This is a genomic window from Aquibacillus halophilus, from assembly GCF_009649745.1.
Taxonomy (GTDB): domain Bacteria; phylum Bacillota; class Bacilli; order Bacillales; family Amphibacillaceae; genus Aquibacillus; species Aquibacillus halophilus.
This window is the reverse complement of the sequence record NZ_WJNG01000015.1, coordinates 50,246-72,647: the sequence shown is the minus strand read 5'-3', so window position 1 is coordinate 72,647 and position 22,402 is coordinate 50,246. Positions and strand designations below refer to the sequence as shown.

Genomic DNA, 22,402 nt, shown 5'->3' with positions numbered 1-22,402 from the left:
AGCCTGTTTTATAGGGGTTTAATAACTTAAAATACACACTTATGTATATTAATGCAAAAATGTAGACATTTGTAATTAAATTTATTTTAAAAAACTATTGATAAATTAACGTTTACAGGTTATTATTTGATTACTAAATATTTTATAAATAATCAGGAGTGAATAATTATGAAAAAGAACTTATCTTATATTTATCTATCAATACTACTAGCTGGATTGCTAGTGTTAGTGGCATGTGGTACTAATACAGACGATGGTGCTTCTGGAGATGACACCACTACAGACGAAAAGCCAGTATTACAAGTTGGTACGGATGCAGCATTTGCTCCATTTGAATATATGGAAACTGGTGAAATTGTAGGATTCGATGTAGACTTGTTAGCCGCAGTTATGGAAGAAGCAGGTTATGACTATGAATTGGAAAATGTAGGATGGGACCCACTTTTTGCTTCTTTACAAGCAGAGGATATTGATTTAGGTATTTCAGCAATAACAATTAATGATGATCGTAAAGAATCATATGATTTCTCAGTACCATACTTTGAATCAACACATATGATTGTCTTTAATGAAGGTGCAGGAATTACGAGTGCTGCTGATCTAGAAGGAATTAAAATTGGTGTGCAAAACGGAACAACTGGAGAAGACGCTGCTGAAAAGGTAGTGGGTGAAAATAGTAGTAATATTTCTAAGTATGATACTACAGCTCTTGCATTTGTAGCTATGGCAAATGGTGATGTAGAAGCAGTCGTAACAGATAACGTAGTTGCAGCTGAATATACTAAAAATAATCCAGATGCTAATGTAGAAGCTATTACAGATACGGAAAGCTTTGATTCAGAATTTTATGGTTTAATGTTTCCAAAAGGTAGTGAATATACAGATGACCTTAGTGCAGCTCTAACTACTGTAATTGAAAATGGAACTTATGAAGAGATTTATCAAGAGTGGTTTGGAAAAGAGCCTGATGTAGATGCATTATTAAATGCAGCTGAGTAATTATATACTATAGTAAGGTAGCGTAACGATTACCGTTACGCTACTTTTTTCCTTTTAGTATTTAATAAGGAATTTTAATAATAAAAAATATAAAAGTTGTAATTCTATATAGAAGCTAATAAAGTATTAGATATAATAAGAAGGTTCATGGTAACAAACACCCGAGTTTTCTTAAAGGAGTAGTAATATGAATGATTTTATTTTGGTGATTCAAGATATGCTAGACACCGTAGGCATCGATTTTAAGTTGAACATAATAGTAGAGTATCTTCCGTTCTTCCTTAGAGGGACATTAATAACCATAGGAGTATCACTTGCAGGGATATTTATCGGTATGGTATTAGGTCTTTTTATTGGAATGGGAAAAATGGCTAAATCCTGGATTATTAAGTTACCTTTTGTTTGGTACGTTAATTTTTTTAGAGGGACACCATTACTTGTGCAGTTATTTATCATACACTTTGCTGTTATGCCATCAGGTTCAAGTACAATAGCATCACTGATAGTGACGTTATCACTTAATTCTGCAGCATATGTAGCAGAAATTTTCCGTGCAGGTATTAAATCAATTGACAGAGGACAAGCTGAGGCCGCACATTCTCTAGGTATGAATAAAGTTCAAGTAATGAGATATGTTGTTTTACCTCAAGCTTCTAAACGTATGATTCCGCCACTAGGCAATGAGTTTATCGTATTGCTAAAAGATTCATCACTTGGTGCAATTATAGCTGCACCAGAGCTCTTATATTGGGGAAGAGCTGCAACAGGACAATACTACCGTGTCTGGGAACCATATTTAACTGTCGCACTAATTTATCTCATGCTAACTCTGTCGCTGACGTACGTCTTAAATTATGTTGAAAGAAGGTTAGATACAGAATGATTTCAGTCAAGAACCTCAAAAAGTCATTTGGGAAACTAGAAGTCCTAAAGGATATAAGTATTGATATCCACCCTCAAGAAGTGGTTGTCGTAATCGGTCCATCTGGTTCGGGTAAATCAACCTTTCTTCGATGTTTAAATCTAATAGAATCAATTACCGAGGGACATGTTTATATTGAGGGTGTCGATCTTACAGACAAAAAAACCGATATAAATAACATTCGTACGGAAGTGGGCATGGTTTTTCAACAATTCAATTTGTTTCCTCATAAGACGGTTTTAGAAAACATCGTCTTACCAATGATGGTCGTAAGGAAATGGAATAAGGCAGATTCTAAAGAAAAGGCATATGCATTACTAGAAAAAGTAGGCTTATCCGACAAGGCAGACGTATACCCGGATTCTTTATCAGGTGGTCAAAAGCAACGGGTCGCAATAGCTAGAGCACTTGGAATGGAACCAAAGATTATGCTTTTTGACGAGCCGACCTCAGCTCTTGATCCAGAAATGGTGGGTGAGGTGTTGGAGGTTATGAAACAACTCGCTAAAGAGGGAATGACCATGGTGGTTGTTACCCATGAAATGGGCTTCGCTCGTGAGGTTGGGGATCGTGTTGTATTTATGGATGAAGGAGTTCTTGTTGAAGAAAACGAACCATCTGAACTCTTTGGGAATCCCCAGAATGAACGAACACAGGCATTTTTAAGTAAAATATTATAAGTGCAATGAAACAAAAACTACCTCTTCCATTGAAAAGGTAGTTTTTCTTCAAATATTTTAAATTATCTGTATATTTTGAAATTATATACCTAGGGATACATTACAAACTGTGATTGTTGTGGTACTATTTTTTTAGTGCACAAAATATATTTAATTGAAAAGGCCATTCTAATTTCAGTTATGTTGATGTTTTGCACTACTGCACTTTTTTATGTCGCTTATTCATTTATACATAGACTGCTAATCAGGTAGTCTAAAGATGGTGGAGACCCATCATCAAGTAGCCTTTCAGGGGGCTAGTTTTTAGAATCACATAGTAATAGTACAAAAGTGTATGCATCAAGAAATATTCTTTAATAAATAACGTATTAAGGAGGTCGTCGAAGTGACAGAAAATTTAAATACAGAAACGAATGAAGAAGAAAAAGAAGAGAAAAAAGTAGATCCAGCTCTAAGTGAAGAGGAAAAAGATGCAGAAGATAATAAAGCCATGGGTATTTTAGCTTATCTTATTTTCTTTATCCCGCTTCTAGCTGCTAAGGAATCAAAGTTTGCTATGTATCATGCTAATCAAGGACTAAACGTTTTCTTATTAGCCTTAGCTGTTAACGTGGTAGGTACCATCGTACCGATTCTTGGATGGTTAATTATCCTTCCAATTGGAAACATATTAGTGTTAGTTTTAGCGATTATGGGCATAATTAACGCTTCTAAAGGTGAAATGAAGCAATTGCCAATGCTAGGAAAAATAAGTTTAATTAAGTAGTAAAACGATAATCGAGAAGCTTTACTGTTTTAAATTGTTATTCTTAGATAGAACAAAAGTTAAGGTAGAATGCATAATCGCAATTCTACCTTAACTCTATTAAAAATAATTAACTTCCATTAGCCTTTTTATAAGCTGAGCTCGATTTTTAACCTGTACCTTTTTTAATATTCTACTAACATGCTTCTTTACTGTTACCTCTGCAACAAATAATCGATTAGCAATCTCTGCATTACTAAATTCATCAAGGATGAGCTTTACGATTTCTCTTTCACGGTCTGTAAAAGAATATGTCCCACTAAATTCCTGCATCCGATCATTTGTATCCCGTTTTTGGGCAAATGATCCTAAGTACTTCAGTAGCTGCTGTCCTCTAACGTCTAAAATATAGGAAGGTGAAGGGTAGCCTTTTCCGAAATCGTAATTAGTCGCATTCGGTACTTCCTTAAATCCAAAGCTTTTTAAGAGTCGCTGGAAAAATGGTAAAGGTGTAGATGTTACAATTCTCCCTCCTGAAAGTAGCAATGGAAATAAGTTATAAAGGAGAAAAGACCTCGCAGAAGTGTCTGCAGGATCTAAGCAATCGAGCATTCTAATAAAATATCCGGAGTTTTGATGACTTGGTACGGCATAGTCATTAAGCTCTGAGTCACTCAAGCTTTGAAAAAAACTTGCAGAAACAGGCTGGCTAGATAACTGTTCTAAGGTGGATTCATTAATTGGGATGACAATAGAAACACCGATAGTTTCTTCCTTATCATTTTTTAGTAGGCGGGCCACATTATGTCCCATTAGATTTACATAGTTTAAATCAACTAACTCTGACTCTCTCTTATTATGGTATTGCGAAACAAAATAATCATAACTACTGCTAGTTTCACGATTAACATAATGTACCTTATTTGCCGCAATATTTTTTTGTCGTTTTTCGAAGTATTCTTTCACCTCGATGATATTATGTTCTCCTACATGTTCCAGGTACAAGTCAGGATCAATACCATTCTGAAAAAAAGTAGACTTAATAAACTCATCACCAAGGTGATAAAAAAACTCTGCAATATCAGTAACAGAATTCGTTTGACTTACTTTGGAATGATATAGCCAAGCACATCGTTGGTTTAATAATTGATATGTTTGATGATCTCTACCTTTTAACTCAACTCTGATAGCATCTCGAATTAGATCATGAATTGCCCATCCGCCCTTCCGTCTTCTTACAAACGATAAAGTGGTTAGTTTTGTGAAAATATCTATGGAAATGCTTTGATTTAACACGTAGGAAAGACTAGATTGATCGAAGGATCGAAGCATTGCTGCAGCTTCCAATGCATTACTTAATTCTTGATCACGAACCTCTTGTAGCCATATTCTAGTCAATTCAATTAATATATTTGAAATTTCATCTTCGATATTAATAGTAGCTGGAAGTGAGTCAGTTTGCTCCACATTAAGAGCGGCCAAGGAAATAGTCAATGGGTGTCCTTTTGTAAAAAGCCATATAGTATTGATTAAGAACTCATCTTTAATTTTTAAGTTTGCAAGATACGATCTTGTCTGATCATAATTAAGATCTTCAAGTTTTAGTTGCTTAATTAGTTTTCGCCAAGCGGGAGATTCCTCCCATTCACCTTTTAAACGTTTACGACCAGATAAAATGATGACTATGTTCTCAGGTAGCTGCCGGAGAAAAACATTTCGAAACCATCGGTCAAGATCTCCCATCTGTTCGTAAGAGTCAATAGCAATGACGACTTTTAATTTCATTGATAGGCTTCTTAGTACTTGAAAACAATTTTGTAGTGTTAGTGATTCAAAGTCGTTGAGATTTTCTGAATTGGAATTTATTTGAATTAGGAGGTTTTCTGCAAGAGTAAGTGGAGTGTGAATAAAATCGCGACTGTCTAAATGTAAGAATAAACAATTTTTATTTTCTGCTATTCTACTAAATTCATATAATAGAAAGGTTTTACCAATCCCTCCAGTTCCATATATGTTAAGGATTTTCATTGATTTTTCTTTTTCATCAAGACACTGATTGAATAAAGCTAGTTCGGTTTCCCTGCCAACAAATGAATTATGTTCTTCCTGTGTAATTATGGACTGATAACTTCCACTATTGATATGGTTTTCTATATTTTTCTTTTTTGGCAAAATAACCCCCCTTTACCTTGCGTTGGTACATTTTCCCTACCTATAACTATAGGTATAAGTGCTAAAATTGTCAAATAATTCCGTCAATGTTAGTGTCTTTCCTATTGTATTCCTAATAACTAAATGAATGTGATTATAATAGCTAAAAAATTAATAAACTAAAGCAGTAGTTTAAGGGTGTGATTGAAAATACGGTCAGACCTTATTGTTGTTTAATCATTTAATTACTATATCTGCGATCAATTACTGATACGTGTTTGTTAGAAAGACTATTCATAAGTTTGTTGCTTATTAAGCTCCACAGTTGATGTAAAAAGCGTCGTAACATACCACGCTCTTCACCACTACGGAAATACACTACGCTTTCCGCGGGTGGCTGTTGAGCCTCCTCGTGCTATGAAGGGACCTAACTTAATGAGACAGAGGAAAAAGCACCCCCTAAGTCGTATATATATTAAAAAGACATTAGGAGGTAGTTTTTTCATGGGAGAAAAGCTAAATGTGTATTCAGAAGAAATAAAACGTCGGGCTATTGAAATGAAGTTATCTGAAAAATTTACAAACCAACAAATTATGGAGCAGTTAGGAATACGTAATAAGACTCAAATCAAGCGTTGGATGAAATGGTATAGATCAGGGGAAGAATATCGACTTTCTCAACCACCAGGACAACCGTATTACTTCCGAAAAGGGTCAGAAAAACTAAGTGAAATAGATCAGTTGAAAAAGAAGGTTGAGTATTTAGAAATTAAAAATGAAATCTTAAAAAAGTACCAGGAAATCGAGAGGAGTTGGTCCCAGAAATAGTTCTTGAACTTGTTGAGTCATTAAAGAATGTCTACACTGTAACCATGATATGTGATTGTATAGGGGTTGCGCGAGCTACTTATTATCGTTGGGCACAAAAGTCATGGAAACCGACAGAGTTAGAACAACAAATAATTAATATTTGTAAATCTCTTAAATTCCGTGTAGGACACCGAATGGTTAAAAAATTATTAAAGGAAGACTTTCATGTAAAAGTGAACCGAAATACTGTTCAAAGAATTATACAAAAATACAATATTCAATGCCGAGTGAAACCTAAAAGAAAATCAAAAATCGCTGGTGTGAGCAGATGTATTGTCCCAAATCTATTGGAGCAGAACTTCAAGGCGGATCGCCTCAATCAAAAGTGGGTTACTGATATCACCTACTTACCCTTTGGCAATTCCATGATGTATTTATCAACTATCATGGATTTGTATAACAACGAAGTGGTTGCTTATCGAATTAGTGATAGACAAGATAAAGAACTAGTATTAGAAACATTGAGAGCAGCTTGTAATGGACGTGAAACGAAGAATCTAATTCTTCATAGTGACCAGGGAGCACAGTACACTTCCTATGACTTTCAAAACTTAGCTGAAGAAAAAGGCATTATCACAAGCATGTCCCGTAAAGGTAATTGCTTTGATAATGCCGTCATTGAATCCTTCCACTCCACCATAAAGTCGGAAGAATTCTACACACACCAGAAGGTGCGACTTACAAATTCTATTGTACTAGAAAAAATAGAATCTTACATGTATTATTACAACTTTATACGACCATTTGCAAAATTTGACTGCCTTTCCCCCGTTGCATTCAGGGCAAAGGTAGCATAGGTGCTTTGCTTGTCTCATTTTACTAAGTCAGTTCACTACGCACTGTGGGGTCTCACCTATGCCATTCCCTCCCGCAGGAGTCTCCGTGTATTTCCTGCGTTAGTATAGTGTTGTGTTTGATAACTACTACATTAAACCAACCAGAGCTAAATACTTAAAATGGTTGATTGTGGTTTAGACAATCGACTCTAGAGTGAAAAGTAACAAAGTTCTCATGCGACGAGTAACCCAGGTATTTTCGAGATGTCCATGGATTCCGCCTACGCTAGTAGTAGTGTTTTTTTATTAAAGAAAAAACCCATGAATTTATTGTCTCAAGGATCCACCCTTGAACAGTGAGCTACTCAAAGCGGAGGAAAAATACGACACTCCTATGGGAAAGGAACAGTCTGAAGACCCCGCAGTGAGTGTTCTTTACGAGCGAGGAGGCTGAGGCGTTCCCCATGGAAAGGGAGTGTTTTTCCGCAGCGGCGAAATAGCACTATTCCCATAAAGACCGTAAGGAAGTCAGATGGTTACGTCGGAGTCTATGGATTTTATGCCATAAACAACAATTTTATTAGAAAATAGCCATTAGAAATTTTTTTTGCTAAAGTAAATGATTTTTGATAAAAGGGTATTGTATAAAAATACATAATAAAGTATAATAATTAACCAATCATACGTGTTGTTAGGAGTGAAAAAATAGTGAAAATAGCTATCATTGGTGGAACTGGATATGGTGCAGTAGAACTTGTCAGGTTTTTAAATAATCATCCATATGCAGAACTAAAAGCGATTGTTTCACATTCTCAAAGTGGTGTAGAACTTTCTGATGTATATCCACATACAACTGATTTAATAAATATAAAAATGGAAGAACTCGATATAGACGCATTGAGTGAAGTTATCGATTTAGTATTCTTTGCGACACCATCCAATATCAGTAAAGGCATTATACCTAGTTTCATAGAAAAGGGAGTAAAGTGTATTGATTTGTCGGGAGATTTCCGACTGAAATCACCAGATGCCTATCAAAAGTGGTACCAGTCATCTCCAGCTGACCAAAACTACATAGACAAAGCTGTTTATGGTCTGAGTGAAATTTACGAAGAACAAGTGAAGGGTGCGTCATTAATAGCAAACCCAGGTTGTTTTCCTACGGCTACATTATTAGCTTTAATACCAGTAATGGAACAGGGCTTTACAGATAACAACTCCATTATAATTGATGCGAAAACTGGAGTATCAGGAGCTGGTAGAAGTTTATCTTTGAACGTACATTACTCTGAAACTAATGATAACCTTAAAGCTTATAAATTAGGAGAGCACAAACATATACCTGAAATTGAACAGACTTTACAGGAGCAAAGTGGTGAGGATATCCAGGTTACCTTTTCGACCCATCTTGTCCCAATGACTCGCGGTATTATGAGCACGATTTACATTGATTTAACTGAAACGAAAAGCACAGCAGACATCATTGATATATATAAAGAATATTATAAGAATCACCCATTTGTAAGGATTCGTCCTGAGGGTACACTTCCCACTACGAAAGAAGTCTATGGAAGTAACTATTGTGATATTGGTTTCCATTCAGACCAAAGAACAGGAAAACTAATTATAATCTCTGTCATTGATAATCTAGTAAAAGGTGCATCAGGGCAAGCAATTCAGAACATGAATTTATTATACGGTTGGGATGTTACAACTGGTTTAAACTATTTACCGATTTATCCTTAAGGAGGATCCAATATGAAACATGAAAATCAATTAGCAACAAAGGAAAAGGTATATCTAGTACCGGACGGGAATGTTACTACTCCTAAAGGCTTTTCTGCAGGCGGCCTTCATTGTGGAATCAGAAAGAAGAAGCTTGATCTCGGATGGCTTTACTCAGATGTTCCTGCTCAAGCTGCGGGAGTCTACACGACAAATCTTTTTCAAGCCCCACCACTAAAAGTAACCCAGGAAAGTATTGCAAAGGAAAACAAGATACAGGCTTTATTAGTTAACTCTGGAGTGGCCAATGCTTGTACAGGTATGCAGGGGTTGGAAGATGCATATCAGATGAGACGATTGTTTGCCGAAAAAATGAATGTTTCCGAGACTCACACAGCAGTTGCTTCAACAGGGTTAATTGGAGAGCTGTTACCAATGGATAAAATAAGTGAAGGTATTAATCGAATCCACGAGCAAGAAAACAATAAAGCTTCACGGTTTGAAACGGCAATCTTAACGACAGATACACGTGAAAAAGGTGTGGCAGTACAGTTTGAGATAGATGGAAAAGAAGTCTCTATCGGTGGTGTTGCAAAAGGCTCAGGAATGATTAACCCGAAGATGGCGACAATGCTAAGTTTCATTACTACAGATGCTAATATAGATGACCAAACTCTATCACTTGCTCTTAAGGATATTACAAACAAATCTTTTAATATGATTACTGTTGATGGGGATACGAGTACCAATGATATGGTGTTAGTTCTAGCAAATGGAAAGGCTGAAAACAACGCTCTCTCCCAAAGTCATCCAGAATGGAACACATTCTTTGAGGCATTAAAACTTGTGTGTGAGTTACTGGCAAAGGAAATCGCTCGTGATGGAGAAGGCGCGACTAAATTGGTTGAGGTTCAGGTCAACGGTGCTTCAAGTGAAGAGGCAGCTCAAGCAATTAGTAAGTCTATTATTTCATCTAACCTTGTAAAGACTGCCATTCATGGTGCCGATGCAAACTGGGGAAGAATTATTACTGCAATTGGTTATAGTGGACAACAACTAGACCCAGACGAAGTGAGCGTATCTTTAGGACCGATTAAAGTAGTAGAAAATGGAATGCCATTCGCATTTGATGAAAAAGCAGCCAAAGATTATCTACTAAAAGATACGATTACCATTTTTGCGGGAGTTGGGAATGGTCAAGGTAGTGCAACGGCATGGGGCTGTGACTTGTCCTACGAATATGTAAGAATTAATGCCTCATATCGTACCTAGGGAGGACCTTTTGTGAATTATGTAGTGATTAAATGTGGAGGTAGTGTGTTCGATGCATTGCCAGAATCGTTTTATGAAAATATCGTGAAGTTGCATGAAAACGGTGAATGGCAGCCAATTATTGTCCACGGTGGTGGTCCGTTAATTGGGTCTTTTTTAGAAAAATTAGGTGTGGAAACAACCTTTGTCAACGGCTTAAGAGTAACAACAAATGAAGTATTAGATATTGTAGAAATGGCTTTAAGTGGGTTGATGAATAAACAAATTGTCCGCAAATTAATGACATCAGGTGGAAGTGGGTACGGGATTAGTGGGGTTGATGGAGCCTTATTACGTGCTGTTCCAACGAGCGAGGCTGCTTCACTTGGGTATGTAGGTGAAGTAGAGAGCGTAAACACCGAAATTATTAACCAGATAATTAACCAAGGTTTTATTCCAGTAATTTCTCCACTAGGAATCGATAAGGTCGGTCAAAGATACAATATTAATGCTGACATGGCCGCATCATCGATTGCACAGGCATTAGGTGCAAAATTATGTTTTATCAGTGATATATCTGGAATATATGTGGAGAAGGACGGCAAGAAAGTTACTTTACACCAAATTGGTAAACAAAGAATAGAAGAATTAATTAAAGATAACGTCATACAAGGTGGAATGGTTCCCAAAGTGCAATCCGCTTTGAAGGCCTTGGCGCATAATGTACCAGAGGTATCTATTGTTAATGGGTTGGAAGTTGATGGTCTGATCCAATTTATGAATGGAAGAGCTGTTGGTACTAGAATTACCTTAGATAAGGAGACTCGTTATGTCTGAAAATATGTTCTCAACTAAAGTTGATCCAGTCATGCATACGTACAATCGCTTCCCGTTAACACTTGTAAAAGGGAAAGGAAGTTTTGTGTGGGATGATAAAGGCCAGGAATATTTAGACTATACTTCCGGAATTGCCACATGCAACCTTGGCCATGCTCCTGAATTTGTAAAGGGACAAGTGGAAGAACAATTACAAGAGCTCTGGCACTGTTCCAATTTGTTCGAAATACCATCTCAAATAAAACTAGCTGAAAAGCTCGTTCAGAATAGTTGCGGGGATCAAGTGTTTTTTTGTAACAGTGGCGCAGAGGCAAACGAAGCGGCAATTAAGATAGCTAGAAGGTATGCTCAAAAGGTAAAAGGAACAGAGTCGTTTGAAATAGTTACCTTTAGTAGTTCATTTCATGGTAGAACACTTGCTACACTAGCAGCTACAGGTCAGGAAAAAATTCAACAAGGCTTTGCACCACTAATGCCAGGCTTTCGTTATCTCCCTTATAATGATTCGGAAGCTTTATCTTCATTGGTTAAACCAAACACATGTGCAGTCTTGCTTGAGGTTATTCAAGGTGAGGGAGGAGTCATTCCTGCTAATCCCGAATGGCTGAAGAAGGTCGCAAGCTTGTGCGAAGAACACGATATTCTTTTAATGATCGATGAAATCCAAACAGGTATGGGACGGACCGGATCCTTGTTTGCTTATCAACAATATGGAATTGAACCCGATGTAATCAGTTTAGCGAAAGGTTTAGGTAGTGGCATTCCTATCGGGGCTATTATTGCCAAAGAAAAGGTTGCCGCAGCATTTGAACCTGGCTCGCATGGTAGTACATTTGGTGGTAACCCTGTAGCGACGACAGCAGGTCTAGCAACGATTACCTATATGGTAGACAATGATATTGCATACAAAGCTGAGCAAATGGGTGAATATCTAGTTTCTAAACTTGAACTGTTACAGAATAAATATGACCAAATTGACACTATTCGAGGCAAAGGGTTACTTGTTGGAATAGTTGTGAAGGGAAATGCAATTGATTATGTCACGAAGGCAAGAGAAGAACACAACCTCTTAATTCTTGTTGCGGGACCTAATGTTGTAAGGATACTCCCCCCTTTAACGACAACACAAGTGGAAATGGACCAGTTTCTATTTTCGTTTGAAGCAATACTTAAACAAATGGGAAATTGAAAAATTCGGGCCACATCGCTCGGATTTTTTGTAATTAGTCTGAAAATACAAGGGTTGTTAACTTGAATATATCTGAATAATAGCATACAGTAGATAGAAATTAGTAAAGTGGGGTTCGTATGAAAGCTTATATAAAGGAAAAGATTGATAATTACAAACACCAAAACAAGAATAGAGCTAGGCTGTTAATCAATTGCCCAGACCAACCGGGTATTGTTGCTACTGTATCAAAATTCCTATATGACCATGAAGCAAATATCATTGAGTCAAGCCAATACACTGCTGATCCAGAGGGTGGCGAATTTTTTATTCGAATTGAATTTGAGTGTCCTAATTTAAAAGAAAAGGCAAATCAATTGGAAACGGACTTTCAATTAATTGCAAACAACTTTGATATGGATTGGAAATTTACATACGTATTTGAAGTTAAAAAAATGGCCGTTTTTGTTTCGAAAGAACCACATTGTTTATTAGAACTCCTGTGGGAATGGCAAAGTGGAGATTTAATGGCAGATATTTCCCTGGTAATAAGTAATCATGAAGTAGCTAGAGATATGGTCGAATCCTTAGGGGTTCCTTATTACTACATTCCAGCGAATAAGGATATTAGAGAAGAAGTGGAACAAAAACAATTACAGTTATTAAAGAAATACGATGTTGATGTGATTGTTTTAGCAAGATACATGCAAATATTAACACCAAAATTTGTTGCTCAGCATGAAAATTATATTATAAATATTCATCATTCATTTTTACCAGCATTTATCGGAGCAAATCCATATGAACGAGCATACAACCGTGGAGTTAAGTTAATTGGTGCAACCTCCCATTATGTTACGAATGACTTAGATGAAGGACCGATTATTGAGCAAGACATAAGTAGGGTGGACCACAAGGATAATGCGGCAGATATGAAGAAAATTGGTCAATCAATAGAGCGTAGTGTATTATCTAGAGCAATCAAATGGCATCTTGAAGACCGAATAATTGTTGATCGAAACAAAACAATTGTATTTTAATCCAGTGAATGGAGTCAGTTCTAAACTGACTCCATTTGTATTTAACCAATTGGCTGAAACCCTTAAACATGTGAATATTTTAACTGATCTTAATTGCTTTGGGTGTTCGTTGATCATAAGTAAAAAGGTGAGTGAATCCAGCCTGTTTAGCCAATGAAATCGCCTCGCCCAGATATGCACCAACAGTATGCGCGCGATGGGAGTCAGAACCAATCGTAAGTAATTCACCTCCAAGGTCCTTGTAAAGCTTTAGAACTTCGATTGAAGGTAATGTTTCTTCAAGCAGTTTATTATTTAAACCAGAGGTGTTTATTTCAATTCCGATGCCTCTCTCAATTCCTTTTTCCAAGATAGCTGCAATTATCTCTTTGAAATCATCAAAATTATAAGTACCAATTGTCTTGACAGCATATCTTTTCATTAAATCAAAATGCGCAAGAGCATCGATATCTGCATGGGCTACTAACTGGTACAATTCGCTAAAATAACCACGATATACTTCATTGGCGGATTTATCTTTTAAATAGATTCGTAGTTTTTGATTGTTTATGTTGTGAATGGAACCAAGAATGAAGTCAAATTCGTTTTTTCTTAATTTATTTTCGTAATCACCTTTTAACAAGTGGGGTTCGCATAATTCAATACCAGCTTTAATAGTGAGATATTTATGATATTTTTCTCGACAATAATTAATTTGACCGAGATATCTGCTGAAATCCATATGTCCATAGGTAGGTGCTACAGGGTTAACGGAGTAATGTTCGGTGAAACAAATCTCTTTAATCCCATTTTTAATCGCTTGCTCGCACACTTCCTCCATCTTTGCCTTGGAATCAAATGAATTATCGGTATGATGGTGGTAATCAATCATATACATAAATAGAACCGCCGCCTTTTAAAATCTAAATTTTATAGGTTAGCTATATAATTTAATTTCTCTAAATATTATTCTATCATTTATCGAGGTATGAACAGAAACAAAAAACTCTAGTTGACATCTACTACTGTCGTCTATATAATAAATCGAGTATTATTAATTACACATAAAAGCAGAGGTTCTTAGCTTAAACCCTCTATAAAAAACTAAGGACATATCATGTGATCATAGACCATGTCCCTTAGGGGCGTGGTCTTTTTTGTTATTTGGCTGTTTTCTAAGTTGGATTAAAACTTGAATTTCTTCCTGAATCAACATTGACGGAAGAATATTGGTTTTATTTTCGGGGAGTTCACTCCCTCTGATGTTGGATTTAATGTAGTTGTCAAGCACAACACTATACGAGCAAAGGAAATACACGGAGACTCCTGCGGGATGGAAAGGCATAGGTGAGACCCCACAGTGCGTAGCACGAGGAGGCTCAACAGCCACCCGCGGAAAGCGTAGTGTATTTCCGAAGCGGTATATTTAGTCGTATTTTAAATCAACAACATAACTAAGAAATTAGTCTTTGGTTTTGAATAGCTAAAAATAAGGAGGAATTTATATGGCTGGAAGAAGAGATGAAGATTTAAAAGATCTATCACTATTAGGAAGTCAAGGAACAACGTATTCTTTCGACTATAGCCCTGAAGTTTTAGAGTCTTTCGATAACAAGCACCCAAATCGAGATTATTTTGTAAAATTCAATTGCCCAGAATTTACAACACTATGCCCAAAAACAGGTCAGCCTGACTTTGGGGTGGTATATATAAGCTATATTCCAGATCAAAAAATGGTAGAGAGTAAATCTTTAAAACTATATTTGTTTAGTTTTAGAAACCACGGTGACTTTCACGAAGATAGCATGAATATCATTATGAATGATTTAATCGAATTAATGGACCCCCGGTATATAGAGGTATGGGGTAAGTTTACACCTCGTGGTGGTATATCAATTGATCCATTCTGCAACTATGGCAAGGCTGGCACTAAGTTCGAACAAATGGCAGATCACCGAATGATGAATCACGATATGTATCCTGAGAAAATTGATAATAGATAAGAGGATTAGCTAAGTTATCTCCGGATTGAAAAGGGGAAGTATAAATGTTTATTTATTTGAATGCGTTATTTGTTGGTCTTTTGATTCTATCAAATATTTTGGGTGTGAAATTGTTTAGTGTAGGAAACTTTATTTTACCTGCTGCAGCAATTGTATATGTTGTTACCTATTTAATCACAGATGTGATTGGTGAAGTATATGGTAAGGAAGCGGCTCGTAAGACAGTTCAAGCTGGATTCTTTACCCAAGTAATAGCGATATTATTTGTTTTTATCGCTATTCAACTACCATCGGCACCAATCTTTGGTTTACAAGCTGAGTTTGAAACTATTCTTGGTGGTAGTTTCCGTGTCATGCTTGCTAGTCTAGCAGCCTATGTTGTAAGTCAAAACCTAGACGTTTCTATTTTTCACCGTCTAAAGCAAAAGCATGGAGATAATAAGCTATGGCTACGAAACAACCTATCCACAATGACTAGCCAATTGGTTGATACAACTATTTTTATAACCATTGCCTTTTGGGGAATAGTTCCGACATCTGTTCTACTTGGAATGATTGCAACTCAATATGTTTTTAAATTCATTGTAGCGATTGTCGATACTCCAATTACGTATTTGTTAGTAAAGCTTGGCAAAAAAGAAAAAGGTAGTTATCCTTATCCGTCTGAAATAAAAGTATCATAATAACGAGTGGTGTTTCTTTCTAAAAGGAAACACCACTTTTCTACCTAGAAGACACACTAATTAAATACAGAACAAAGATTGATTTCCAATGTCTAACGCAAATAGGAAGGAAATCCTAGAAATATGATTTCAAATTGATCCCCCACCTAAAACTCTATTTTTTGAAAAAGAGCCTCATGACTTATATGATGGGAACCACCTCCAGAAATTATGGGAGGTGGTTTTGTGGTTGGGCTGTTCTAAAAGCTAAGATTTCTTTATAATAGTATTATTGAACACAATGCAGTGATTTTGGAGAGGTTACCATGAAAATTTTCAAACATAAACAAACCATTTATGAACTATTCATGGTCTTGTTAGCCAGTTTATCAATCGCAACAATTTGGAATAATACCGGATATAATAGCTTTATTGTGTGGATTACATGGGGGATATTTGCAGTTGATTTTGCTTATCGTCTATATAAGAGTGATAACAGATGGCAATACATTAAAAGTAATCCGTTCCTACTAATTGCAGCGATTCCCTTAGACGCAATGTTCCAGTTAGCTAGATTTGCACGAATATTACATTTGCTTAGATTAAAGACCATAACTAAATACTATACCATGCCGTTTATGAAACTATTAAAAAAGCAAAACATGTTTTTAGTTTCTTCTATTGCCATACTTATTTTACTTTTATCTGACATTCCGCTTTATCTAATAGAATCAAAGTTAACTAGTTATTGGCATGCATTGGGGACTAGTTTGATGTCACTAACTTTTTTTGGTCAATCAGATTTTGAGCCAACGACTGTTTATGCGCATATTTTAATCGTAGTATTAACCATTATTGGAGTGATACTACACGGGTTTGTTATAAGTACGACGATAGATCTCGTTTATCAATCAAGTTGGTTCAGTATATTTCGGAGAAAGACTAGACTTAAAAAGGGAAGTGAGTCTAAATAAATTAATTAACACTTTTTACCGCCCTTGAATATATTGGTGTTGGGCGGTGGTAAACAATGGATAGAAATTTTTCAGTGGAACAATACGAAGATTGGATAAGAATAAGACAGATATCAAACATACCCTTCAATTATTATGCTATTTATTTAGATCACCAATTAGCGGCAAACTTTTATAGAGGTGATACTTTTTATTTGCACACTAGTAATCGAGCATCTCCTAGCCACTTAATTATAGCTGCATATAATCTAGATAGAGGGTTTCCAACCGCGGTCGGCGAACAGTATTCTTTGGGTACCCGTGATCGCAACTTCAAACCAGGGGACATTTTAGTTGCTAGTGATAATTTGAATGAAACAATGACAGGTTACATCGGGCATTCAGCATTAGTTATTGATAAAGATAATCTAATTGAATCTCCTGGAGGTCATCCTGCAATTCGAAAAGATACAATCCAACAATTTCTTGATAAACATCCGGTGCATGCACAATTTAGACCGAGATCAAAGAAGAATGGTAAAGCTGCAGTGGAATATGCAACAAATTATTTGAAAAAGTATAAGGATAACTTGGATCAAGGGATTGAGGAACCGGTATTTTCCTATAATTTGTCACAGTCAATAGAAGATCCTTGGGAGCATATCTACTGTTCTAAATTAATCTGGCTAAGTTATTTTCATGGTGCAAGCTATAAGTTAGATAATGATTATCTTTGGTACTCACCAGAAGACTTATATACAAACTTGCTAGCTAGTGTCGACTTTGAATTAATTTATGAACATGAGGATGTTGAGTTTATCATTAATACGTAGCGCATCTAAACTGCGCTACGTGATTTTTGAAAGGGAGTGGAATACATACAATGAAACAGTCATTTAAAGCCTTCCGTCTAGATAAACAAGGAGAAGACTTTTCTGCTCGGGTGGACGAGCTATTGCTAGTAGATTTACCAGATTCAGAGGTATTAATTGAAGTTCATTATTCAAGTGTAAATTATAAGGATGGATTAGCTAGTACGCCAAACAGTTCAATTGTAAAGAGTTACCCTTTTGTCCCTGGAATTGATTTAGCTGGTATTGTTGTAGAATCAAAGGATGAAAGGTTTAAACGAGGGGATCAAGTAATTGCTACTAGCTACGAGATTGGCGTATCGCACTATGGGGGCTATAGTGAATATGCTAAGATTCCAGCAAACTGGATTGTTCCTTTGCCAGAAGGTATGTCATTAAAAGAATCAATGGTTTATGGGACAGCTGGATTTACAGCTGCACTCTCCATTTACCGATTAGAACAGGTTGGCCTAACACCTAATAAAGGGAAAGTTCTAGTGACGGGTGCATCAGGAGGAGTTGGTAGTATGGCAGTAGCAATGCTAGCAAAGTCTGGTTATCATGTGGTAGCGAGTACAGGAAAAGAAAGTGCTCATCCGTTTTTATACGAACTAGGTGCCAAAGAGGTTATCTCACGTGAAGAAGTGTATGAAGATAAGGTAAGGCCACTAGATAAACAACTTTGGGCTGCTGCCATTGATCCGGTTGGCGGACAAACATTAGCGTCCATTCTTAGTAAAATAAACTACGGTGGAGCCGTGGCAGTAAGTGGCTTAACTGGTGGAACAGCTATACCGACGGCCGTTTTTCCGTTTATTTTAAGAGGAGTTAGTCTAATAGGGATAGACTCTGCCTATTGTCCAATGGAAGTAAGGAAGCAGGTCTGGGAACGTATGACTGGTGATCTAAAACCAAAATCGTTAGAATACCTCTCGACTGAAATTACGTTCAAAGAATTACCTGAAACGTTGAGCAATATATTGAATGGCAAGATCCAGGGGAGAACCATAGTTAGGATACATTAAATAGAATAAATGGTTTTTTTTAGGCAAGTGCATAGTATCCTTTCCAATAGTAAAAGTTAAGGTGACTAATTTGGAAAGGATGAAAACAAATGAAAAAATTTTTGGTTATAGTAATGGCTATAATGATGACGGTCGGAGTACTAGGATTTGGAACCATGCAAATGCAGGCTGAGGAAGATCACGGTCATAAACCAGAGTTTAAAGATGTAAAGCTATCAAAACAGCAGTTAACGGAGCTGGAGACACTTTATGAAAATTTAATTAATCAGCGTAAAGGTATCATTAACAAATACCAAGAGTTTGGCGTACTAGAGGAAGAGGATGCATTAAAAATGAAGGAACATTTAGATGCATATTTTTCAAAAATAGAAGAAGATGGATTTATCCCGAAATGGGATATGCATAAGCATCATGAAAAGAAGCATAAGGAAAACGAGTAGGAAACTCAAAAATAAACAATTTTAAGACTCAATCTGGCTAATGATTGAGTCTTTTTTAATAGGAAAAACGTGGGTCAGTCTCAGTCAAAGTACTACATGAATAGACTTTTTTGTTTCCTTGCGCCGAGGAAGCAAACTATTAAGCATTACTAGAACACGTAGGGACATCATATGGGTTCTCTGACATCAGTTGATCCCGCAGTGTTCCAATTAAATTTATAAAACTAATAAATTAAAAGAAGGAAAAATATTAATATTTTCAAAAACCATTGAATATACGTACCAATAGTATTATCATATAATTATAATGTAAGGATATACGTACAAGGGGCATTGTGTTTAGAAAGGTGTAAATGGTACTTGTTGAAAAAGTAAGTTTAGAGTGCGAATTTAGCCCTGATTTTTTGGAACTTTTACTGAGGTGAATGTAAGCGATTACGATAAAGAGGGGGGAGGTCTCACTTACAATTAACTGGTGTAAAATGTAAATAGTTCGTGTCTGAGGCAGAATTATCGTTAAAATTTATCAATATTAAAATATTAGAATAATTAACATAGTTTTCTGAACCAATAATGTAAATACATATAAAGGGGAATGCAAAAGTGGCAAATCAATTGAATGCAAAAATGATTTTAGACAAAAGTTATCAAATTGCTAAGGTGGATGAACGAATTTATGGATCATTTATTGAACATCTAGGAAGGGCAGTATATGGAGGCATCTATGAACCTGGTCACCCCGAATCTGATGAACAAGGGTTCCGGAGGGATGTTATAAACCTAGTGAAGGATTTGCAAGTACCTATTGTCCGGTATCCAGGTGGTAATTTCGTATCTGGTTATAATTGGGAAGATGGTGTCGGTCCAAAGGAAAATCGCCCCAGAAGAACTGAGCTTGCTTGGAGGACTATTGAAACAAATCAAGTTGGCACGAATGAATTTGCTGATTGGGCAAGAAAATCAAACACAGAAGTTATGATGGCGGTAAACCTTGGAACAAGGGGGATTGAAGCTGCTAAAAATCTTATTGAATATTGTAATCTCTCTGGAGGTACCTATTGGAGTGACTTAAGAAAATCACATGGGTATGAGAAACCTCACAATATAAAGACATGGTGTTTGGGAAATGAAATGGATGGAGACTGGCAAGTAGGCCAGAAAACAGCAGTTGAATACGGACGGATAGCAAGGGAGACTGCTAAAGCAATGCGTCTAGTCGACTCTTCTATTGAGCTAGTTGCATGTGGTAGTTCAGGGTCAGGCATGCCCACGTTTCCTGAATGGGAAGCAACTGTGTTAGATCATACGTATAACGAAGTTGATTTCATATCGCTGCATACCTATTATGGTAATCAAGAAAATGATCCTGCTAATTATTTAGCAAAAACAATGGATATGGACAATTTTATTAAAACAGTAATATCAACATGTGATTATATTAAGTCTAAGCATAGAAGTAAGAAAACAATGAACTTAAGCTTTGACGAATGGAATGTTTGGTATCACTCAAATGATGCTGATAAGAGGATTGAGCCTTGGTCGATAGCTCCGCCACAGTTGGAAGATCATTATAATTTTGAAGATGCATTACTTGTTGGAAGTATGTTAATTACATTTTTACAACATGCAGACAGAGTGAAAATGGCATGTCTTGCTCAATTGGTAAACGTTATTGCTCCAATAATGACTGAGAATAATGGGCGCTCATGGAAGCAGACGATTTTTTATCCTTATATGCACGCATCGGTTTATGGCAGAGGTATCTCATTGAAACCAATTATTTCATCTCCAAAGTATGACAGTAAAGATTTTACTGATGTGCCGTACATTGATAGTGCAGCAGTTTATAATGAGGAAAATGAAGAAGTAACAATCTTTATGGTGAATAAGAATTTAGATGATGCTATCACTATAACAAGTGATGTTAGAAGTTTTGAAGGTTACAGTTTAATAGAGCATATTGTACTTGAGAATGATGACCTAAAAGCTGTAAATACAGCCGACAATCAATCGGTAGCACCACATACAAACGGAACGTCAACATTACAAAACGGTATGCTAGAAGTCAGATTATCTCGTACTTCATGGAATGTTATCCGATTGAAAAAGTAATGAACTTTGTAAATGATTGAGGTGAGGGGGTATATGTATGTGCTTTCGGTAACCTCTTGCTTACCAAGTTTTCATTAAACCTTAACTCAATTAGTGTTGACGAACCACCTGCAGTTTTGAGGGTTAGCAATTGAATGATTGCTTTGCTCAAAATACTGACTATGCTTATAGTTGGTAGCACCCCAAAACTTTAGGCTTGATGAAGTATTTGTAGATGGTTTTTCTCTAACCTGAGAGAAGATGTAAGGGTTTATATTAATAAATTAATCAGACAAGCTAACATAAGAAAACTCGGTTACTTTAACCGAGTTTTTTTATTAGTCAACCTTCAATCACTTTTAGTGCATATTTACGATTTCTTGGACCATCAAATTCGCAAAAATAAACGCCCTGCCATGTACCTAGTACAAGTTTTCCATCTGAGACTATTAGAGTTTGCGCATGTCCAACTGTGCTGGCTTTTAAGTGAGATGCCGTATTCCCTTCCATATGTTTATCTCGAGGATGCTCCCAAGGATAGACCTCGTCTAATCTCCTTAAAAAGTCTGTTTTCACATCTGGATCAGCATTTTCATTTACTGTTATCCCGGCTGTAGTGTGGAGAGAGGAGACAATTAGTATCCCATTTTTTACTCCCTTATCTGTTAACCATTTCTCCAAGCTGTCCGTAATGTCAATCATTTGCGAATGAGAACTCGTTTTAACTTGTAAATTACCTTCCACTTCATCCACGTCCTTTCCGTTTTTCTAGATATTGTTTATTCTACTAAAAAACAATAGTATGTTAAAATTTTAAGTATTAAAGTATTTACAAATTAGAGAGGTTGATAAATTATGGTAAAAGCGATACAAACCGATCAAGCACCCCAAGCAATTGGACCATATTCTCAAGCAATTGATTTGGGAGACCTTGTATTTGTTTCTGGTCAAATTCCAATGATTCCGGAAACAGGAGAAATAGCAGAGGGTATTGAAGAGCAAACAACACAGGTAATGAAAAACATTGGAGCGGTACTCGAAGAAGCTAACTTGTCATTTACGAATGTTGTCAAGTTTACCATCTATATTACCAATATGGATGACTTCGCTACAATTAATGAAGCGTATGCGAAATTCTTAACCGAACCGTACCCAGCAAGAGCAACAGTGGAAGTTAGCAGGCTACCGAAGGATGTTAGCATCGAAATGGATGTAATCGCAAAAAGATAAGTGA

At 36.3% G+C, this 22,402-nt stretch carries 21 protein-coding genes and 1 riboswitch; of the genes, 18 read left to right on the top strand and 3 right to left on the bottom strand.

The annotated features are described in order from the left end of the window. Window positions 1-168: 168 nt before the first annotated feature. The 4 genes from GH741_RS16595 to GH741_RS16580 all read left to right on the top strand — a co-directional run bounded on the left by GH741_RS16595 (window position 169) and on the right by GH741_RS16580 (window position 3,367). Window positions 169-999: a basic amino acid ABC transporter substrate-binding protein gene (locus tag GH741_RS16595; RefSeq protein ID WP_153737871.1), complete on the top strand. Its 831-nt coding sequence runs from the start codon at window positions 169-171 to the stop codon at window positions 997-999. 235 nt (window positions 1,000-1,234) lie between these two features. Next, complete coding sequence (locus tag GH741_RS16590) at window positions 1,235-1,882, top strand: amino acid ABC transporter permease (protein WP_338079545.1); 648 nt, start codon at window positions 1,235-1,237, stop codon at window positions 1,880-1,882. Further along, entirely contained in the window at window positions 1,879-2,601 is a 723-nt protein-coding gene (locus tag GH741_RS16585; protein WP_153737870.1) for an amino acid ABC transporter ATP-binding protein, read from the top strand. The genes GH741_RS16590 and GH741_RS16585 overlap by 4 nt, the downstream gene beginning before the upstream one ends. 385 nt (window positions 2,602-2,986) lie before the next feature. Continuing rightward, window positions 2,987-3,367: a DUF4870 domain-containing protein gene (locus tag GH741_RS16580; RefSeq protein WP_338079528.1), complete on the top strand. Its 381-nt coding sequence runs from the start codon at window positions 2,987-2,989 to the stop codon at window positions 3,365-3,367. 99 nt (window positions 3,368-3,466) lie between these two features. Here GH741_RS16580 and GH741_RS16575 read toward each other — a convergent pair whose 3' ends face one another. Then, window positions 3,467-5,518, bottom strand: a complete 2,052-nt coding sequence (locus GH741_RS16575; protein WP_153737869.1) for a LuxR family transcriptional regulator — start codon at window positions 5,516-5,518, stop codon at window positions 3,467-3,469. A gap of 483 nt (window positions 5,519-6,001) precedes the next feature. Between GH741_RS16575 and GH741_RS16570 the strand changes: the two genes are divergently transcribed. From GH741_RS16570 to purU, 6 genes are all read left to right on the top strand, one after another. After that, a protein-coding gene (locus tag GH741_RS16570; RefSeq protein ID WP_153737868.1) for an IS3 family transposase occupies window positions 6,002-7,164 on the top strand; the annotation gives its coding sequence in 2 pieces (ribosomal slippage) (window positions 6,002-6,284 and window positions 6,284-7,164; 1,164 coding nt in all). A 687-nt stretch (window positions 7,165-7,851) separates the two neighbouring features. Next, on the top strand, window positions 7,852-8,889 hold the full coding sequence (gene argC / locus GH741_RS16565) for an N-acetyl-gamma-glutamyl-phosphate reductase (protein ID WP_338079527.1): 1,038 nt from the start codon (window positions 7,852-7,854) through the stop codon (window positions 8,887-8,889). 12 nt (window positions 8,890-8,901) lie between these two features. Then, window positions 8,902-10,140: a bifunctional ornithine acetyltransferase/N-acetylglutamate synthase gene (gene argJ, locus GH741_RS16560; protein WP_153737867.1), complete on the top strand. Its 1,239-nt coding sequence runs from the start codon at window positions 8,902-8,904 to the stop codon at window positions 10,138-10,140. A gap of 12 nt (window positions 10,141-10,152) precedes the next feature. After that, the gene (argB, locus tag GH741_RS16555; protein WP_338079526.1) at window positions 10,153-10,956 is read left to right on the top strand and encodes an acetylglutamate kinase; all 804 of its coding nucleotides are present in this window, start codon (window positions 10,153-10,155) and stop codon (window positions 10,954-10,956) included. Further along, complete coding sequence (locus GH741_RS16550; RefSeq protein ID WP_240795543.1) at window positions 10,949-12,145, top strand: aspartate aminotransferase family protein; 1,197 nt, start codon at window positions 10,949-10,951, stop codon at window positions 12,143-12,145. Before argB ends, GH741_RS16550 begins: the two co-directional genes overlap by 8 nt. A gap of 119 nt (window positions 12,146-12,264) precedes the next feature. Continuing rightward, the gene (gene purU, locus GH741_RS16545; protein ID WP_153737866.1) at window positions 12,265-13,164 is read left to right on the top strand and encodes a formyltetrahydrofolate deformylase; all 900 of its coding nucleotides are present in this window, start codon (window positions 12,265-12,267) and stop codon (window positions 13,162-13,164) included. Window positions 13,165-13,243: 79 nt separating this feature from the next. Here the strand turns inward: purU and GH741_RS16540 are convergent, their stop codons facing one another. Beyond that, window positions 13,244-14,041 (bottom strand): histidinol-phosphatase HisJ family protein, encoded by a 798-nt coding sequence (locus tag GH741_RS16540; protein ID WP_153737865.1) that lies wholly within the window; start codon window positions 14,039-14,041, stop codon window positions 13,244-13,246. A gap of 169 nt (window positions 14,042-14,210) precedes the next feature. Next, a riboswitch (PreQ1 riboswitch) is annotated at window positions 14,211-14,257 on the top strand. A 391-nt stretch (window positions 14,258-14,648) separates the two neighbouring features. Here GH741_RS16540 and queF point away from each other — a divergent pair. From queF to arfA, 7 genes are all read left to right on the top strand, one after another. Further along, window positions 14,649-15,146, top strand: a complete 498-nt coding sequence (gene queF, locus GH741_RS16535) for a preQ(1) synthase (protein WP_153737864.1) — start codon at window positions 14,649-14,651, stop codon at window positions 15,144-15,146. Window positions 15,147-15,190: 44 nt separating this feature from the next. Continuing rightward, window positions 15,191-15,829: a queuosine precursor transporter gene (locus tag GH741_RS16530; RefSeq protein ID WP_153737863.1), complete on the top strand. Its 639-nt coding sequence runs from the start codon at window positions 15,191-15,193 to the stop codon at window positions 15,827-15,829. A 305-nt stretch (window positions 15,830-16,134) separates the two neighbouring features. Continuing rightward, on the top strand, window positions 16,135-16,782 hold the full coding sequence (locus tag GH741_RS16525) for a hypothetical protein (RefSeq protein ID WP_153737862.1): 648 nt from the start codon (window positions 16,135-16,137) through the stop codon (window positions 16,780-16,782). Between the two features lie 56 nt (window positions 16,783-16,838). After that, window positions 16,839-17,594, top strand: a complete 756-nt coding sequence (locus GH741_RS16520; RefSeq protein WP_153737861.1) for a C40 family peptidase — start codon at window positions 16,839-16,841, stop codon at window positions 17,592-17,594. Between the two features lie 50 nt (window positions 17,595-17,644). Then, on the top strand, window positions 17,645-18,637 hold the full coding sequence (locus tag GH741_RS16515) for an NADPH:quinone oxidoreductase family protein (protein WP_153737860.1): 993 nt from the start codon (window positions 17,645-17,647) through the stop codon (window positions 18,635-18,637). 89 nt (window positions 18,638-18,726) lie between these two features. Then, the gene (locus tag GH741_RS16510; protein ID WP_153737859.1) at window positions 18,727-19,077 is read left to right on the top strand and encodes a DUF2680 domain-containing protein; all 351 of its coding nucleotides are present in this window, start codon (window positions 18,727-18,729) and stop codon (window positions 19,075-19,077) included. Between the two features lie 627 nt (window positions 19,078-19,704). Next, window positions 19,705-21,189, top strand: a complete 1,485-nt coding sequence (gene arfA, locus GH741_RS16505; RefSeq protein ID WP_153738030.1) for an arabinosylfuranosidase ArfA — start codon at window positions 19,705-19,707, stop codon at window positions 21,187-21,189. A gap of 321 nt (window positions 21,190-21,510) precedes the next feature. Here arfA and GH741_RS16500 read toward each other — a convergent pair whose 3' ends face one another. Then, the gene (locus GH741_RS16500) at window positions 21,511-21,912 is read right to left on the bottom strand and encodes a secondary thiamine-phosphate synthase enzyme YjbQ (protein WP_338079524.1); all 402 of its coding nucleotides are present in this window, start codon (window positions 21,910-21,912) and stop codon (window positions 21,511-21,513) included. Between the two features lie 111 nt (window positions 21,913-22,023). Here GH741_RS16500 and GH741_RS16495 point away from each other — a divergent pair, with 111 nt between their 5' ends. Continuing rightward, window positions 22,024-22,398: a RidA family protein gene (locus GH741_RS16495; RefSeq protein WP_153737858.1), complete on the top strand. Its 375-nt coding sequence runs from the start codon at window positions 22,024-22,026 to the stop codon at window positions 22,396-22,398. Window positions 22,399-22,402: the final 4 nt, after the last annotated feature.

Excerpts from the sequence above, each read along its gene's own strand:
- GH741_RS16585 (WP_153737870.1), top strand. The coding sequence starts at position 1,879 with ATGATTTCAGTCAAGAACCTCAAAAAGTCATTTGGGAAACTAGAAGTC.
- GH741_RS16550 (WP_240795543.1), top strand. The coding sequence starts at position 10,949 with ATGTCTGAAAATATGTTCTCAACTAAAGTTGATCCAGTCATGCATACG.
- GH741_RS16510 (WP_153737859.1), top strand. The coding sequence starts at position 18,727 with ATGAAAAAATTTTTGGTTATAGTAATGGCTATAATGATGACGGTCGGA.
- GH741_RS16525 (WP_153737862.1), top strand. The coding sequence starts at position 16,135 with ATGAAAATTTTCAAACATAAACAAACCATTTATGAACTATTCATGGTC.
- purU (WP_153737866.1), top strand. The coding sequence starts at position 12,265 with ATGAAAGCTTATATAAAGGAAAAGATTGATAATTACAAACACCAAAAC.
- GH741_RS16540 (WP_153737865.1), bottom strand. The coding sequence starts at position 14,041 with ATGTATATGATTGATTACCACCATCATACCGATAATTCATTTGATTCC.
- arfA (WP_153738030.1), top strand. The coding sequence starts at position 19,705 with ATGATTTTAGACAAAAGTTATCAAATTGCTAAGGTGGATGAACGAATT.
- GH741_RS16595 (WP_153737871.1), top strand. The coding sequence starts at position 169 with ATGAAAAAGAACTTATCTTATATTTATCTATCAATACTACTAGCTGGA.
- GH741_RS16520 (WP_153737861.1), top strand. The coding sequence starts at position 16,839 with ATGGATAGAAATTTTTCAGTGGAACAATACGAAGATTGGATAAGAATA.
- GH741_RS16495 (WP_153737858.1), top strand. The coding sequence starts at position 22,024 with ATGGTAAAAGCGATACAAACCGATCAAGCACCCCAAGCAATTGGACCA.
- GH741_RS16515 (WP_153737860.1), top strand. The coding sequence starts at position 17,645 with ATGAAACAGTCATTTAAAGCCTTCCGTCTAGATAAACAAGGAGAAGAC.
- queF (WP_153737864.1), top strand. The coding sequence starts at position 14,649 with ATGGCTGGAAGAAGAGATGAAGATTTAAAAGATCTATCACTATTAGGA.
- GH741_RS16530 (WP_153737863.1), top strand. The coding sequence starts at position 15,191 with ATGTTTATTTATTTGAATGCGTTATTTGTTGGTCTTTTGATTCTATCA.
- argJ (WP_153737867.1), top strand. The coding sequence starts at position 8,902 with ATGAAACATGAAAATCAATTAGCAACAAAGGAAAAGGTATATCTAGTA.